At 62.4% G+C, this 15,667-nt stretch carries 13 protein-coding genes and 1 pseudogene; all 14 read left to right on the top strand.

Features of this window, described 5'->3' with window-relative positions:
- The first annotated feature begins 10 nt into the window (after positions 1–10).
- Entirely contained in the window at positions 11–400 is a 390-nt protein-coding gene (locus QDT79_RS19285) for a DUF3592 domain-containing protein (RefSeq protein ID WP_004934914.1), read from the top strand.
- 101 nt (positions 401–501) lie between these two features.
- Positions 502–1,002 (top strand): hypothetical protein, encoded by a 501-nt coding sequence (locus QDT79_RS19290; RefSeq protein WP_063990278.1) that lies wholly within the window; start codon positions 502–504, stop codon positions 1,000–1,002.
- A 171-nt stretch (positions 1,003–1,173) separates the two neighbouring features.
- Complete coding sequence (locus QDT79_RS19295) at positions 1,174–3,726, top strand: DUF2169 family type VI secretion system accessory protein (protein WP_063990279.1); 2,553 nt, start codon at positions 1,174–1,176, stop codon at positions 3,724–3,726.
- On the top strand, positions 3,723–4,790 hold the full coding sequence (locus QDT79_RS19300; protein ID WP_308316921.1) for a pentapeptide repeat-containing protein: 1,068 nt from the start codon (positions 3,723–3,725) through the stop codon (positions 4,788–4,790). Before QDT79_RS19295 ends, QDT79_RS19300 begins: the two co-directional genes overlap by 4 nt.
- Before the next feature lie 30 nt (positions 4,791–4,820).
- Complete coding sequence (locus QDT79_RS19305; RefSeq protein ID WP_308316922.1) at positions 4,821–5,456, top strand: DUF3540 domain-containing protein; 636 nt, start codon at positions 4,821–4,823, stop codon at positions 5,454–5,456.
- 16 nt (positions 5,457–5,472) lie between these two features.
- Complete coding sequence (locus QDT79_RS19310; RefSeq protein WP_004934933.1) at positions 5,473–5,865, top strand: DUF4150 domain-containing protein; 393 nt, start codon at positions 5,473–5,475, stop codon at positions 5,863–5,865.
- 47 nt (positions 5,866–5,912) lie between these two features.
- Positions 5,913–6,413, top strand: a complete 501-nt coding sequence (tagV, locus tag QDT79_RS19315; protein WP_063990282.1) for a type VI secretion system accessory protein TagV — start codon at positions 5,913–5,915, stop codon at positions 6,411–6,413.
- A 32-nt stretch (positions 6,414–6,445) separates the two neighbouring features.
- Complete coding sequence (gene tssJ, locus QDT79_RS19320) at positions 6,446–6,973, top strand: type VI secretion system lipoprotein TssJ (RefSeq protein WP_025303286.1); 528 nt, start codon at positions 6,446–6,448, stop codon at positions 6,971–6,973.
- Between the two features lie 40 nt (positions 6,974–7,013).
- The gene (gene tssK, locus QDT79_RS19325) at positions 7,014–8,360 is read left to right on the top strand and encodes a type VI secretion system baseplate subunit TssK (RefSeq protein WP_048322102.1); all 1,347 of its coding nucleotides are present in this window, start codon (positions 7,014–7,016) and stop codon (positions 8,358–8,360) included.
- A 3-nt stretch (positions 8,361–8,363) separates the two neighbouring features.
- The gene (locus QDT79_RS19330) at positions 8,364–9,584 is read left to right on the top strand and encodes a DotU family type VI secretion system protein (RefSeq protein ID WP_060427397.1); all 1,221 of its coding nucleotides are present in this window, start codon (positions 8,364–8,366) and stop codon (positions 9,582–9,584) included.
- Positions 9,584–13,219 carry a type VI secretion system membrane subunit TssM gene (gene tssM / locus QDT79_RS19335; protein ID WP_130018213.1) on the top strand — a complete coding sequence of 1,212 codons (3,636 nt, stop codon included), beginning with the start codon at positions 9,584–9,586 and terminating at the stop codon, positions 13,217–13,219. The genes QDT79_RS19330 and tssM overlap by 1 nt, the downstream gene beginning before the upstream one ends.
- 18 nt (positions 13,220–13,237) lie before the next feature.
- Positions 13,238–13,957 carry a type VI secretion system-associated protein TagF gene (tagF, locus tag QDT79_RS19340; RefSeq protein ID WP_063990285.1) on the top strand — a complete coding sequence of 240 codons (720 nt, stop codon included), beginning with the start codon at positions 13,238–13,240 and terminating at the stop codon, positions 13,955–13,957.
- A 23-nt stretch (positions 13,958–13,980) separates the two neighbouring features.
- Positions 13,981–15,007 (top strand): annotated as a pseudogene (gene tssA, locus QDT79_RS19345) (type VI secretion system protein TssA).
- Between the two features lie 121 nt (positions 15,008–15,128).
- Complete coding sequence (gene tssB, locus QDT79_RS19350) at positions 15,129–15,665, top strand: type VI secretion system contractile sheath small subunit (protein ID WP_033635026.1); 537 nt, start codon at positions 15,129–15,131, stop codon at positions 15,663–15,665.
- Positions 15,666–15,667: the final 2 nt, after the last annotated feature.

Here is a 15,667-nt window from a genome sequence, read left to right on the forward strand (position 1 = left end):
AGGGACTCCCATGTCGAAGGCCAAAAATGTTTTCACCGTTATCGGTTTGATTTTATTGGCTCCCATCCTCAGCCTGGTGGGCTTTTTCAAATTTATCACGGTCGATATCTGGGGCTATTTCAAACATATCGGTTCGTCCCTCAGCGTGATGGAGAACGGTATTTCCGCCTCAGGGCAAATCGTCAGCATTCGCCAGACCAACCTGTGGGATGGGAATCGACCGGTCTGCGAAGTCGAAGTCAAGTACATCGCCCAAGACGGAAAAAACCATACGGCGGTGGCGAAAGGCCCGATCAGCGTCGTGGATTTGCCGCGTTATCAGCCGGGCCATTTCATCGCGATAAAGTACGACCCGAAGAACCCAAAAAAAGCGGTGATCGAAGAGCTTTCGCGACTTTGAGCGAAAACGATCCCTTCAACCACGCGATCCGATTTCAACGTTCCGCAAACGGCTTACCGTTCATCAGTTCGCTAAATCACCTTGCATAAGGAAGTGTCACGATGGGCGCGTTCATTGCCTTTTCGACGCAGGACAGCCTCTGGGGGCAAATCCTGTTTACCTTCTTTGGCATCCTGGTTGGCTGCGTATTGCTCGCCGCGATCGGCAAAACCTTTTTGTCGGCAAGCCGAGCGGCCGCGTTGCCTGTACGGTTGCTGATCTTTGTCGCGCTGATGCTGGCGCTGCTGAAATACAACCAGCAGGTGATGTCTGCGGTGAATGCCCCCGCAGAACTGATCGGTTTCCTGATTTTGCCCGGTTTTTTGATGGGTTACCTGGGTGCGGCGCCCACCGGCAGACTGGCGCTGGCGATAGAGCTGCCCTGTTTTGCAGCGCTCGCCGCGCTGTTGATTCTGGGCACCGCCGGCGTCGGTTTTTTTGCGCCCTATCATCTGGAGAGCGTCGGCCAATTTACCGCCAAGGCGATCGCCGCGGCGTTATCCGTGGCCGCCGTGCTGTTGGTTCGCGGAATAAACGGGAAGGACAGCGCACTGTCCTCTTGATCATCCATTTCGAAGCGGGGCTCTCCCCGCATTAGCGATCGGCGCTTAACGCCGCATCGTTTTCTTCATCTGTTGTGACATAGCCTGATATCTATTAAACCGAAAAACGGATTGTTTTTGAGCAAGCAGCCTGGCTGCCAGCTGATATCCACAGGAAGCTTTACACACACAATGAAAGTCGTAAAACCTCTGCGCCTCAGCGCGCTTCATCGCCCCTTCTCTTGGCAAGGGCAAAACTATCTGGGCGTTTCCGTTTTGGCCTTGGCCGACATGGGGGCCTCCCCGCGCCTGCGTCCCGAACCGGAGCTGTGGCAGTTGGCCGCCGACGAACTCGCGTTGAGCGGCGGCGTGCTCGATCTGGCTATCCCGAAAGCCTGCGCGGAGTTTCTCGCTACCGGCAACGCCTACACCCACCATCAACAAGACAAAACCGCTTGCGCCGTGAAGATCCAGCTGGATTCTCTGGAAAAAACGCTGGTGGTTTTCGGCGATCGCCACTGGATCAACGATCGTCCCTCCACTCCCCTCCCTTTTGCAGAAATGCGTCTGGACTGGCGCCGGGCTTACGGCGGCACCCAGTTCGCCGATAATCCGCACGGCATCGGCGCCACTCCAGAAACATTTCCGCAAGGCCGTATCCATCGCCTACCCAATGTTGAACCGCTGCAGGGGCGCCTCGCGTCTCCTCGGCAAAGCGCGCAACCGGCAAGCTTTGACGCGTTGGATATCACCTGGCCACGCCGCTTCTCCCGCATCGGTAAAAACTACGACGCCGACTGGTTGAAAAACGGCTTTCCCGGCTTCGCCAACGATATCGACTGGCGCCTGTTCAACATGGCGGACAGCGATCAGCAGTTTCCTCAACGCGACAGCTTGCCGCCCCGGGCTGCCTATCGGATTTGGAACATGCACCCTTCAGAACCGGTACAGCAAGGGCATTTGCCGCCGTGGCGCGCGCGCTGCTTCATCAACCGACTGCGCGGCGGCGAAACGCATTTCGAAGAGATTGCGATGCGCCATACCACCGTCTGGTTCTTCCCGCATCGGGAACAAATGCTGTTGATCTATCAGGGTAGCGCGCGCATCAATGAGGACGATGCCGCCGACGTGATGCAGCTGATGCCGGCCCTGGAAACCGATGGCGAGCCCCGCTCCATCGCGCATTATCGGCAGGTGTTGGCCCAGCGGCTGGATAAAGAACGGGGGGCTTTACACGCTTTTCGTGAACAAGAGTTACTGCCGGAAGCGTGCATCGGCGCCTGGCTGGATACGGAAACGCCGACGCAGCAAAGCCCGATGGCGGAAAATATCGCCGCCTACGAACACCAACAACGCGAAGAGCATCGCCTGCGTCTGCTGCGTGAAGGTCAGGACATCGATGAACTGTTCCCGCTGCCGTCGCAAGAAGCGCCGCCGAAGCTGGACGAGCTCGCCGAATTCGTCGAGCGTCTGGAAAACCAGGCCGAGGCGCAGTATCAGGACATGCTCAAGCTGGCGCAAGCCGAGGGTATCGATCCGCTCAACCCCGGTGGGGATCACGTGCCGCCATCCGGTGCGGAAAGCTACCAGCAGCAGCGCGATCTGCTGTTCCAGGAGGCGCGCCAGCATCCCGACGCGTTTAGCGACAAACAGCTGGGGGAAAGCGAGCGCGCGCTGCACCAAATGTATTTAATGTCGGCACAGGCGCAAAGCCCTGCACTGCGTTTAAGCGGCGATCTGGCGCAAATCATTCGCCAACGCGTCGCCGCCGCCATGCTGCGCGATAAGGATCTCAGCGGTCTTGATCTCACCGGCGCCGATCTGTCCGGCATGGATCTCTGCCAGGCTAACTTGCGCGGCGCTTTGCTGGAAAACGCCAATCTGCGCCAAACCCAACTGGTGGGTTGCGATCTTCGCGAGGCGATGTTGGCGCGCGCCGATCTCAGCGGCGCCGTCTTGCAGCAGGCCGATCTGAGCCACGCCTCTTTGGCCCTGGCGAAATGCGAAGCGACGAATTTCGGCGGCGCGCAGCTGCACGAAACCAACATTCAGCAAACGTTGTTTCAACGCTGCGATTTCACGATGGCGTCATTACGCGATTTGCTGGGATACGAAACCTTGCTCGGGCTGTGTGATTTCAGCCGCGCCACGCTGGCCAACATTACGCTGATGGAGCTGCAGTTGGAGCAACTGACATTCAGCCACGCCCGGCTCGACAAAGTCAGCTTCGTCAAATGCCGGCTGCAGGCGGTGAACTTCGATCGGGCGCGGCTGGAAAGCTGCGCCTGGGTTGATACCGAGACGCAAAGCCTCAGCTTCCGCGCCGCACGCCTCACGGCCTGCGCCTTTGCGGCAAAGACGCTGTTGCCGCAGGCGGATTTCAGCGACGCGACGCTAAACCAGTGCAATTTGCGCCAGATGCCGTTGCAGCGGGCTAATTTCAGCCGGGCGCGCCTCGACAACTGCGACCTGTCGGAAACCCGGCTGAACGAGGCCGATTTCCGTCAGGCCAACGGCAGCGGCAGCCTGTTCATCCGCAGCGATCTGTCTCGCGCCAACCTGCGCGACGCCAGTTTCATTGCGGCTATCCTGCAAAAATGCGTGCTGTCAGGCGCCGACCTGCAGGGCGCCAATCTGTTCCGGGCAGACCTGTCGCAATCCCAAGTGGATCAGGCGACCCGGCTCGACGGTGCCTATACCGCCAGGGTGAAAACATTGCCTCGCCACAACGGGAAGGAAGTATGACCTCAAAACCTGAGCAGATACGCCAGCGCGTGAAACGCGGCGAGCTGATTGCCGGTGAGGATTTGCACGGCCTGTCATTCGCCGGTATGGATTTGGCCGGTGGCATGTTCAACGAACTGAACCTGAACGGCGTGAACTTCTCCGATTGCGATCTGCGCGACAGCGTCTTCAGCGATTGCCGGCTCGAGCATGCGCAATTTGCACGGGCGAACCTGAAGCAAACGGCCTTCAATCAGTGCGCCATGTCGGGCGGCCGCTTCAACGAGAGCCATATCGAACTGACGATGTTCAACGACTGCCGGCTTGAACAGAGCGACTTCAGCCGGCTGTCGCTCAACCAAAGCCACTGGATGTCATGCCAATTGGCCGGCGCGAACTTTTCCGCCACTCAGCACGATCGCACCACCTTCTACGAAAGCCCGCTCAGCGGCGCTGCGTTGAATCAGGCGCGGTTATCCCTTGTCACGTTCTTTCGCTTAAACCTCTGTGAGACAGGGCTTGATGGGGTAGATTTCGACCGCGTCACGTTTTTCGAATGTGACCATCGAGGCAAAAGTTACGCCGGGCAGCGCCTGATCGCCTGCCAGTTTACCGATAACCAATTGGACGACGTCGATTTTAGCCAGGCGACGCTGCGCCAGAGCAATTTCAAGGGCGCTTCGCTGCGGCGCGCCAACCTGGCGGGCGTGCAGGCGCAACAGTCGCTGTGGTTGGAGGCCAACCTGACTCAGGCGCAGTGCCGTGGCGGGCAGTTCGATCAGGCGATCTTCAGCGAAGCGACGTTGGACGCCGCCAACTTCAGCCAGGCGCGCCTGTATCAATGCGTGTTCCAGCGCAGCCGTGCAGCACGCTGTGATTTCAGCGACAGCGACCTGACCTACGCCGATTTCTGTTATGCCGACATCGGTGCCGCCGATTTCCGGCGCGCGCGCTTTATGCGCACCAGCATGCATCGTGCCCACCAGCAGCAAACGCGCTGGGGCGATCGCAACGGGATCCTCGAGCGCGACGAAGAGCTGTACGCCGCCGAAACCTGGAGCGCACAGCGCCAGAGCCGAATCTGAATGCATTGACCACTTCACGAGGGGATCACCATGAGCGTTGCCAACACAACTCGCGCCGTCAACATCGCACCGCCCCAACAGGCCGCCGGCCAGGTCGTCAACCTGTTGCCGGACGGCAGCCTGATAGTGGAATGTGAAGGCCGCGGCTGGCATTGCCGCCGGGCGGCGAGCTGCCTGCTGACGCCGGCCCTCGGCGATAGCGTGCTGGTCGCCGGCTGCGGCCACCAGCTGTGGGCGATCGCCGTCCTCGAGCGCGCAGAACCGCAAAGCGCGGCGCGGCTCTGCGTCGCAGGCGACCTGCAAATTGAAACGCCAAACGGTTCGCTGTCGCTGCACAGCGCGCAGGCGCTGAAACTGAGCGGCGACGCCATGACGCTGCAGGCCAACAGCGGCGACTGCCACGTCGACAAAATGAAATACAGCGGCGAGGAGCTGTCGGCCTTCGTCAGCATCAGCCGCCTGGTCGGTAAACGCTGCGAGTCGCTGTGGCATTCGGTCAGCCAGATCAGCCATTCGCTGTTCCGCAAAGTGCGCCAAACCGAGCACGTGCGCGCCGGGCAGCTGGATTATCAAGCGGAAGATTACGCCCGCATTCATGCCCGCAACACGCTCATTACCTCAAAAGACATCACCAAACTGGATTCGGAACAAATCCACGTCGGATAACCTGCGGAGGCCTTTTATGTTTGCCAACAGCCAAATGATCGGCGTGGACCTGGCGTTTCCCGACGTCTGTCTGACGCCAAGCCCGGCGCCGGTGCCCGTGCCCTACCCGGATATCGCCCTGGCGCCGACCGCCATCCCGAACGCGTTCAACATTCTGTTCGTCGGCACCCCGGCGCACAACATGGCGACGGTGACGCCGCTGACCAACGGCGACAACCCCGGCGTGGCCACCGGCGTCGCTTCCGGGACGGTAATGGGGCCGTCCCGCCACCTGACCGGCGCCTTTACCGTGCTGCTCAAAGGCACCCCGGCCACCCGGCTGACCAGCCTCAGCCTGCAGAATTCCACCAACGCGCTCGGCATGCGCATCGTGCCGAGCCAATTAAAAGTGTTGCTGCTTGCGCCCTGATGACGGCGCCTTATTACACAGCCATTCAAACAAGAAAAGAGGATATTGTGAAAACACGGATTACCCTGACGCTGCTGACCGCCCTGACGCTTGCCGGTTGTTCCACCCCGCCGCCGCCGCCGCCGGCACTCAATAACGACGCCCTCGTCAGCAGTGAAGTCAACGGCGTCACGCTGCAGCACCGCGCCGCGGTAAGCGCGCCGAAACAGTTCAAGCCGATCGGTGAGGAGTACCGCAGTCTGTATGCCGCCAGCATCATGAGCAGCCCGAATTATACCGGCACCGCCGTCGGCAGCCTGGACAACGCCGCCGCGTTCTACGCGCTGGGCGAAGTGGAAAACAACTGGCTGGCGATCTCCGCCATCCGCGGGGGCGACCTGATGGGTTATATCCAGGCCAACGCCGGCGTGCCGGAAGCGCGCTACAAATCGACGCTGCGCAAAGATCTGCCGCGCCGCGCGCGCGCCGCCAAACAGGACTGCGTCAAAGTCGGCGGCGACAGCAAGGCGTGTAAAAACGCCGGCTCAGCCACCTGGATCCTCCAGTAGTCAGCACGCCTGCGGGCGACGAGATTCCCATTATGACGACCCCTATCGCTTCCCGCTGGTGCGGGATGTTGTTTCTGCTGCTGGGCGCGCTGGCGCTCGGCGGTTGCATGTCTTCCGCCAAAAGCGTGCCGTCGCGTTATAGCCTGGTGTTCGATGCCGATCGCCAGGTCAACGCCGCCGCCGGCGCACAACCGGCGCCGATAAAAATTCGCGTGCTGCTGCTGCGTTCGGATGCGGAATTCATGGATGCCGACTTCTTCAGTCTGCAAAACGACGCCAAAAGCGTGCTCGGCAACAGCCTGCTGGACAGCGATCAGTTCTTCCTGACGCCGGGCCAGACCGGCAAGAAGCTCGGTGGGCAAAGCGCGTTGGACGCGCGTTACATCGGCGTGATCGCCGAGTATCAAAATCTGGACGGCAAGACCTGGCGCATTTCACTGCCGCTGCCGGAACCTACCGAAACCAATTTCTACAAGGTATGGCAATTCTCGCCGGATGAGCTGGAAGCGCATATCGTCGCGGGCGTGAGTGGCCTGCGCCCCGTAAAAAAGGTCGACTGACCTACCGCTGCGCTGAAGCGAAGTAACTATAGGTGTGATGATGAAAGATGCTCATAAGGTTGTCTGGACTGAGGGGATGTTTTTGCGCCCTCACCATTTCCAGCAGGCGGAAAACTATCTCGAAGGCTATATGCGCAACTGGGGCCAGGCCCACAGCGGCTGTTTCTGGGGGTTCCTCACCCTGGATCTGGACCAAACGCTGCTGCGCCAGGGCAAGATTGCGCTCAACGCCGCCAGCGGCATCATGCCGGACGGCACGCCGTTTCGCTTCTCCGGCGCCCAGCAGGCGCCCGCGCCGCTGACCATCGCCGAAAACAAGACCGGTGAAAACGTGGTGCTGGCCCTGCCGACCTACCGCGCGGGGCGTGAAGACGTGATCTTTCAGGAAAGCCCGGAGGCGCTGGCGCGCTATCTGGCTTACGAGAACGAAGTCGACGATCTCAACGCCGTCTCGGTGGGCAGCGCGGCGCTGCAGTTCGGCCGCCTGCGCCTGCGGCTGATGCTGGAGAGCGAACTCAACGCCGAATGGACGGCGCTCGGCGTGACCCGCGTGCTGGAAAAACGCGGCGACAACAGCCTGCGTCTCGATACCGCGCAGATCCCGCCGATGCTGAACTGCCAGGGCAACCCGGTACTGAAAACCTTCATCAACGATCTGCAGGGCCTGCTGCAACAGCGCAGCCAGCAGATGAGCCAGCGTCTGCTGCAGCCGGGCCGCGGCGGCAGTTCCGAAATGGTCGATTTCATGCTGCTGCAGCTGATCAACCGCCATCTCGGCCAGGTGAGCCACGCCTACCATCTCGACCATCTGCACCCGGAGCGCCTGTTCGCCGATTGGCTGCAGTTCGCGACAGAGCTCGCCAGCTTCTCGGCGCAGCGCACCCCGGAAGGCCGCCTGCCGGTGTATGACCACGACAACCTGGCGCTGTGCTTCGGCAAGCTGATGCTGTTGCTGCGTCAGGGGCTGTCGGTGGTGCTGGAAGACAACGCCATTCAGCTGACGCTGGTCGAACGCTCCCACGGACTGAACGTCGCCACCGTGCAGGACGCCAAAATGATGCGCGACTTCGGTTTCGTGCTGGCGGTGCGCGCCGACGTGGCCGCCGAGGTGTTGCTGACCCATTTCCCGGCGCAGATGAAGATCGCCCCGGTCACGCGCATCCGCGATTTGGTGCAGCTGCAGCTGCCGGGCATCGGTTTGCGCACCATGCCCGCCGCGCCGCGCCAGATCCCCTATCACGCCGGCTACACCTACTTCGAGCTGGAAAAAGGCGGCGACCTGTGGAAACAGATGGAAAAATCCAGCGCCTTCGCCCTGCACCTGGCCGGCGAATTCCCGGGGCTGGACATGGAATTTTGGGCGATTCGCAGCCATACGGACCGGTAACCTATGACTCAGGAAAATAGCACGGCGCCGGCGGCCAACCCGCTGGTAGATGCCGCCAACCCGCTGCTGAACGCCATTTCGCAGATCCGCCAGTCGGCCACGCACGCCAACCCGGCGCAGCTGCGCCAACAGCTGATCGACGAAATGCGCCGCTTCGAGATCCGCGGCCAACGCGCCAACCTGCCGTACGAAGTGATCATCGGCGCGCGTTATTGCCTGTGCACCGCGCTGGATGAAGCGGCGGCGCTGACCCCGTGGGGCAGCAACAGCGTGTGGTCCGGCAGCGGGCTGCTGGTGACCTTCCATAACGAAACCTGGGGCGGCGAGAAGTTTTTCCAACTGCTGGCCAAGCTGTCGCAAAGCCCGCGCGAGCACATCAACCTGCTGGAGCTGATCAATTATTGCCTGCTGCTGGGCTTTGAAGGCCGCTACCGGGTGATGGAAAACGGCCGCTCGCAGCTAGAAACCATGAAGCAGCGCCTGCTGCAGCTGATCCGGTCGGTGCGCGGCGGCTATGCCCCGCCGCTGTCGCCTCATGCGCTGGATCTGCCGGTACAGCAGAAACTGTGGCGCCCGCTGGTGCCGCTGTGGGCCTGCGTGGCGCTGACCGGCTTCCTGGCTTCGCTGCTGTTCATCGCCCTCAACTGGCGGCTGGGCGACAACACCAGCCCGGTGCTGGCGGCGATTTACCAAACCAATCTGCCGCAGGTGGCGATCGGTAACCCGGCGCCGGCCGCGCCGCCGACGCTGAGCCTGAAAAGCTTCCTGCGCAAAGAGATCGCCGAAGGGCTGGTGGTGGTGCGCGACGAAGCGCAGCAAAGCGTGGTGATCCTCAAAGGCGACGGGCTGTTCGACTCCGCCGCCACCACGGTGCGCGCCAACTATATTCCGGTCATCGACCGCATCGCCGCCGCCATGAACGGCGTCAGCGGCAAGATCCTCGTCACCGGCTACAGCGACAACGTGCCGATCCGCAGCGCCCGTTTCGCCTCCAACTGGGAGCTGTCGCTGGCGCGCGCCGAAGCGGTCAGCGCCCGTTTGCAAAAGCACCTCGCCAACCCGCAGCGGGTCAAGGCCGAGGGCCGCGGCGAAAGCAACCCCGTCGCGCCGAACGATAACAAAGTGAACCGCGCGTTGAACCGCCGGGTAGAAATTACGCTGTTGGTCGCCCCGGAAAATACCCAGGCGGAAATCAACGGCTTGCCGCAAGGAACCGGAAAGTAATGCTCAGTACGTTATTCTCCATCATCACCAGCCGCCTGCTGTGGGGCTTTGTCGGCATCACCGCGCTGGCGTTCATCATCTGGATGATCGGCCCGCTGGTGGCCATCGGCGACTATCGCCCGCTGGAGCCGGAACTCAACCGCCAGATCGCCATCGGCGTTATCTACCTGATCTGGTTCCTGTGCCGCCTGATCCCGCGCCTCTACAGCGCCTGGTTCAACAGCCGCCTGTTGAGCAACCTGCGCGCCGCCGAAGCGGTGCCGGCGGAAGACGGCAAGCCCGAAGTTAAGCAAGACGAACAGCTGGCGCAGCGCTTCGACGAAGCGGCGCAGCTGCTGAAAAAGGCGCGCTTCGCACCGGGCCAGGAGGGCGGCAAACACCGCTGGATGACCCGCTTCAGCCGCCAATACCTGTACCAGCTGCCGTGGTATGTGATCATCGGCGCGCCCGGCGCCGGCAAGACCACCGCGCTGGTCAATTCCGGCCTGCACTTCCCGCTGGCGGATCGCTTCGGCAAAGCCGCGCTGCGCGGCGTGGGCGGCACCCGCAACTGCGACTGGTGGTTTACCAACGACGCCGTGCTGCTCGACACCGCCGGCCGCTACACCACGCAGGAAAGCCAGCGCGAAGAAGACGCCGGCGAATGGCAAAGCTTCGTCGCGCTGCTGAAAAAATACCGCACCCGCCAGCCGATCAACGGCGTGATGGTGACCATCAGCGTGGCCGATCTGCTGAGTGACAGCGCCGAAGCGCGCGCCGCCCAGGCCAGTGCGCTGCGCAAACGCCTGATCGAACTGCACGAGCAGCTGGGCATTCACTTCCCGGTCTATGTGCTGGTGACCAAAACCGACCTGCTCAACGGCTTTATGGCCTACTTCGGCAGCTTCGACAAAGCGCAGCGTGACCAGATCTGGGGGTTCACCTTCCCTTACGAGCGCTCGCGGCAGCCGGACTTCAATCTGAACGCCGCTTTCGAACAGCAATACGCCCTGCTGCAACAGCGGCTGGACGCGGCGCTGCCGGATACGCTGCTGATGGAGCACGACGCGCGCCAGCGCGCCGAAAGTTATCTGTTCCCGCAGGAGTTCGCGGCCCTGCGCCCGCTGCTCAGCCAATACCTGGAACAGGTGTTCGCCACCTCCAGTTTTGAAACCCGCTTTACCCCGCGCGGCATCTATTTCACCAGCGGCACACAGGAAGGTCTGCCGTTCGACCGGGTGATGGGCGAGCTGAACCGCTACCTGCAGCTGCCGACGGCAAACTCAGGGGCGCAGGCCAACGCGGCCTGGGACAGCGTGGGCCAGGAAGCGCCGATCCCGGCGGCCAAGGGCCAAAGCTTCTTCCTGAAAGAGACGCTGGAATCGGTGGTCTTCCAGGAATCCGGGCTGGCGGGCAGCAACCGCTGGTGGGAATACCGCAACCGCGCCCTGCACTGGGCGGGTTACATCGCGCTGGCGGCAATCCTGGCGGTGCTGGCGATGCTCTGGTTCACCAGCTACGGCAACAACAAGGCCTATCTGGCGGAAGTGGCCGCCAAGGTGCCCGGCGTCGAGCGCCAGGGGCAAAACCTGACGCAGTTGGGCAACGGCGACATGTTCTCGCTGCTGCCGTTCCTCAATAGCCTGCTGCACCTGCCGGACAGCCAGAACTTTTCGCTGGACGATCCGCCGTTCACCTACCGCATGGGGCTGTTCCGCGGCGATCAGGTGAGCGACGCCGGCAATGCGCTGTACCAAAAAGCGCTGAAAGAGCTGCTGCTGCCGCAGGTGGCGCAACAGATCGCCACCACGCTGCGCAACGACAACCACGGCGACGCGGACTTCAGCTACGAAGCGCTGAAGGCCTATCAGATGCTGTATCTGCCGAAGCAGTACGACGGCAAATTCCTGCGCGCCTGGGTGATGCTCAACCTGCAGCGCAACCTGCCGCAGGGCAGCACGCAGAAACAGCTGCAGCAGATCGAATGGCACCTGAGCCAGCTGCTGGATACGCAGATCCAGGCCTCGCCTTACGCCAAAGACGAACAGCTGGTGGCACAGGCGCAGGCCGCCATCAATCGGGCGCCGCTGTCGCAGCGCGTCTATGGCCGCCTCAAGCGCCTGCTGCTGAAACAGACCGACATCAAGCCGGTCAGCCTGGTCGATTTGGCCGGCCCGCAGACCGAGCTGGCGTTCAGTCGCAAAAGCGGCAAACCGGTCACCGACGGCGTGCCGGGCCTGTTCACCCCGCAGGGGTACTGGAAAGCGTTCAACGACAACATCGACCCGGTGACCGACACCCTGCGCAAGGAAGACGTCTGGGTGTTGAACAGCCAGACGCCGGAGCAGAAAAGCGCCGATCTGACCAAGACCATCCGCCAGCTGTACATGCAGGATTTCATCGGCGCCTGGGATGAGCTGCTGGGGGATATCCAGCTGGCCAACATCGGCAACCTGACCCAGCGCATCAGCAGCGCGCGGCTGCTCTCCGGCAACCCGTCGCCGATGCGCAACCTGCTGGTCAACGTCAGCAAAAACGTCACCCTGCGCGACGAGAAAAGCGACGCCGACTCCCGCTCGCTGCTGGCCAAAACCGAAGACAGGCTGAATCAAAACGCCAACCGCACGCTGGAAGCGCTGTTCACCAACCGGCCGGCCAACGCCGACGGCGACGTGTCGGTCCAGCCGGAACAGCTGGTGATGGCGCACTTCGCGCCGCTGCTGGAGCTGGCGCAAAGCCAGGGCGAAGGCAATAAGGCGATCCCTTTCGACAGCGTGCTGAAGCAGGTCGATGAGCTGTACAGCTATCTGACTGCGGTGCAGGGCGCGGCCAACAGCGGCATGTCGGCGCCACCGAGCGACATCATCCCGCGCCTGCAGGCCGAGTCCGGCCGCTTGCCGGTGCCGTTCAAACAGATGCTACTGTCGCTGGCGATCGGCGCCAGCAGCGACACCCAGCGCAAAGAGATGGAGAACGTGAAAAAGCGCATCAGCTTCGAGGTCGGCAGCTTCTGCCGCCAGGCGATCGCCGGCCGTTATCCGCTGGTGGCCCGGGCGCGCCAGGACGTGACGCCGGACGATCTGGCGCGCATGTTCGCGCCGAACAGCGGGCTGATGGACAGCTTCTTCCGCGACAATCTGCAGGGCAAGGTCGATACCACCCGCGCCAACTGGCGCTTTACCCCCGGCGTGGACGGCAAGACGCTGCCCGGTGGCGAAGGCATCCTGCGTTCATTCCAGCAGGCGCAGCGCATCCGCGACGCCTTTTTCGCCAACGGTACCGCGACGCCCTCCTACCGCGTGACCGTACGGCCGGTGCGGATGGATAACGATATCCTCAACCTGACGCTGGATATCGACGGCCAGCTGTTCAAATACAGCCACGGCCCACAGGTGCCGCTGGTGGTCAGTTGGCCGGGCACCCGCAATACCAACCAGGTGCATTTGCAGCTGGCGCTGGCCAACGGCACCACCGCCAGCCTGGTGACCAGCGGGCCGTGGGCGCTGAACCGCCTGGTGGATATGGCGCAATCTTCGGGCACCGGCGGCCTCGGCCGCCAGGCGACCTTCAATCTCGACGGCCACCGTGTCACGCTGGAGTTCACGCCCAACAGCATCCGTAATCCGTTCCAACTGCCGGCCTTCTCGTGCCCGTAGCCCCGAAAGGACATGACCATGAGCACTGATTCAAGCGCCCCGACGAGCCTCGGCTGGTACGGCAAACTTCCTTCCGCCGGCGACTTCCTGCAGCGCCGCCTGCCCGATCCGGTGGTCAACAACTGGGCCCACTGGTTCCATAACGGGCTGGTGAATTTGCAGCGCGATGCGCAGGGGCCGAACGGCCATCCGTTCAGCAATGCACCGGTGTGGAACTTCGTGATCCCCGCCACGCTCGGCAGCCCGTACGTGCAGATGGGTTGCCTGTTGCCGGCGCGCGATCGCGTCGGGCGACGCTACCCGATCTGCGCGCTGCGCCTGTTCAGCCAACAGGATTGGCGACCGCAACAGCTGAACATGGCGGCGAGCTGGTACCAACAGCTCGGTCATACCCTGCTGAACGGCGTGCGCAACGGTTTCTCCGCCGAGCAGATCGACCGCACGTTGCAGGCTATTCCGGCGCTGCCCAGCCCGCCGGCGGAAGCGGATTCAGAGATATTGTCGATTATCGGTTTTCAGCATCCGGACGTGCCGGGCCTCGGCTGGCAACAGGCCGCCGACTGTTTCGACCCGGCGCAGTACACCAGTTTCTGGTGGACCAATCAGGCCGACGGACACCCGCTCTACACCCACGTGCACAGCGGCAACCTCACCGTGCAGCTATTTTCACTGCTGTTCGAGCCCAACGGCTGGGCGCGCCCCGGTCGCGGCGGCCAGTACCCGCAAATGTTTGATTAACATCGCTCGTTGAAGGAAATTTTATGGCTATCGACACCGATACCCTGCTGGCCCCGGTCGACGCGGACAATCCCTGCGGCGACAACCTGGAATACGACGCCGACTTTCTGGCGATGGAACAAGCCGCCACCGGCAAGGCCGAACAGCAGTTCGGCAGCACCATCATTCCGGAAGAAGCACCGGACTGGGTGCAGGTCGAGCGCCTCGCGACCTCGCTGTTGGCACGAACCAAGGACCTGCGCGTCATGCTGTATCTCACCCGCGCCTGGACCCAACTGCGCGGGTTGCCGGGCTACGCCGACGGGCTGACGCTGATCCACCAGTCGATACTCCGCTACTGGGACACCCTGCAGCCGCCTCTGGAGTTCGATGGGGAAGCCGACCCGCTGTTTCGCATCAATGCGCTGGCCGACCTTGGCGACAAGGCCGCGCTGGCCGCCAGCGTCCGCGCTGCGCCGCTGCTGAAAAGCGCCGCCGGAGAAATCTCGCTGCGCGATGCCGGCGCCCTGCTCGACGGCAGCAAGCAGGAGTGCCCCAACTTTCCCGGCGGCCGTGCGCGGCTGCAGGATGAACTGGCGCAGCAGGATCGCCCCGAAGGCGCCCTGGTGACGCGCATCGCCAACACCCTGAGCGCCATTCGCGGCGAAGTGACCCGCCATCTGGGAGAAAGCGCACTGCCGGAAATGAGCGCGCTCACCAAGGTCTTTTCTCTGGTGGCGCTCGCCGGCCAAAGCGATGCCCCGGCAGCCGCCGAACCGGACGCCTTGCCGGACACCGCCGCCGTGCCCCCGCCGCCGTGCAAGCGCCACCGCCCCGCTCAACTGGCGCAGCGCGCAGATCCAGTCGCGCGACGATGCCCAGCTGATGCTGGACAAGGTGAAAAACTATTTTCGTCTTCATGAGCCGAGCCACCCGGCGCCGCTGATGATCGATCGGGTCCAGCGGTTGATTACGCTGGACTTTATGCAAATCGTCCGCGATTTGGCGCCCGATGGGCTTAACCAACTGGAGACCATTCTCGGTCGCCCCGACAACGAGGAGAACAGCTAGCCGCCGACCTTTGTTCTCTTGACGCATCCGATACCGTCTGCTCCCGCGCAGACCCGAATCAGAACCTGACTCTCCCAGCCGGACGAGGCGCGTTCCCAATCGCCATTAGATGGAGTAAATCATGTCAAACTCGAAATCCCGCAGCGGGCAGAAATTCATCGCCCGCAACCGCGCGCCGCGCGTACAGATTGAATACGATGTCGAAATTTATGGCGCAGAGCGCAAAATCCAGCTGCCGTTCGTGATGGGCGTGATGGCGGATCTGGTGGGGAAAGCGGTCGATCCGCAAGCCAGCGTGGAAGAGCGCAAGTTCATGGAAATCGACGTCGACAACTTCGACGAGCGCATGAAATCGCTGAAGCCGCGCGTCGCCTACCAGGTCGACAACACGCTGACCGGCGAAGGCAAGCTGAACATCGATCTGACCTTCGAAAGCATGGAAGACTTCTCCCCTGCCGCCATCGCCCGCAAGGTCGACGCGCTGGACAATCTGCTGGACGCCCGCACCCAGCTTTCCAACCTGCTGTCCTACATGGACGGCAAGAACGGCGCCGAAGAGCTGATCTCCAAGATCCTGCAAAATCCGGCGCTGCTGCAATCCCTGACCGACGCGCCGAAGCCGGCGGTTAACGACGAAAACAACGAGCGTGAGGATTAATC

The sequence above is a fragment of the Serratia marcescens genome (genome assembly GCF_029846115.1).
In the GTDB taxonomy this organism is placed as follows: domain Bacteria; phylum Pseudomonadota; class Gammaproteobacteria; order Enterobacterales; family Enterobacteriaceae; genus Serratia; species Serratia marcescens_L.

Coding starts and splice junctions, on each gene's coding strand:
- QDT79_RS19295 (WP_063990279.1), top strand. CDS start 1,174: ATGAAAGTCGTAAAACCTCTGCGCCTCAGCGCGCTTCATCGCCCCTTC.
- QDT79_RS19305 (WP_308316922.1), top strand. CDS start 4,821: ATGAGCGTTGCCAACACAACTCGCGCCGTCAACATCGCACCGCCCCAA.
- tssB (WP_033635026.1), top strand. CDS start 15,129: ATGTCAAACTCGAAATCCCGCAGCGGGCAGAAATTCATCGCCCGCAAC.
- QDT79_RS19285 (WP_004934914.1), top strand. CDS start 11: ATGTCGAAGGCCAAAAATGTTTTCACCGTTATCGGTTTGATTTTATTG.
- QDT79_RS19300 (WP_308316921.1), top strand. CDS start 3,723: ATGACCTCAAAACCTGAGCAGATACGCCAGCGCGTGAAACGCGGCGAG.
- QDT79_RS19290 (WP_063990278.1), top strand. CDS start 502: ATGGGCGCGTTCATTGCCTTTTCGACGCAGGACAGCCTCTGGGGGCAA.
- tssJ (WP_025303286.1), top strand. CDS start 6,446: ATGACGACCCCTATCGCTTCCCGCTGGTGCGGGATGTTGTTTCTGCTG.
- QDT79_RS19330 (WP_060427397.1), top strand. CDS start 8,364: ATGACTCAGGAAAATAGCACGGCGCCGGCGGCCAACCCGCTGGTAGAT.
- tagF (WP_063990285.1), top strand. CDS start 13,238: ATGAGCACTGATTCAAGCGCCCCGACGAGCCTCGGCTGGTACGGCAAA.
- tssM (WP_130018213.1), top strand. CDS start 9,584: ATGCTCAGTACGTTATTCTCCATCATCACCAGCCGCCTGCTGTGGGGC.
- QDT79_RS19310 (WP_004934933.1), top strand. CDS start 5,473: ATGTTTGCCAACAGCCAAATGATCGGCGTGGACCTGGCGTTTCCCGAC.
- tssK (WP_048322102.1), top strand. CDS start 7,014: ATGAAAGATGCTCATAAGGTTGTCTGGACTGAGGGGATGTTTTTGCGC.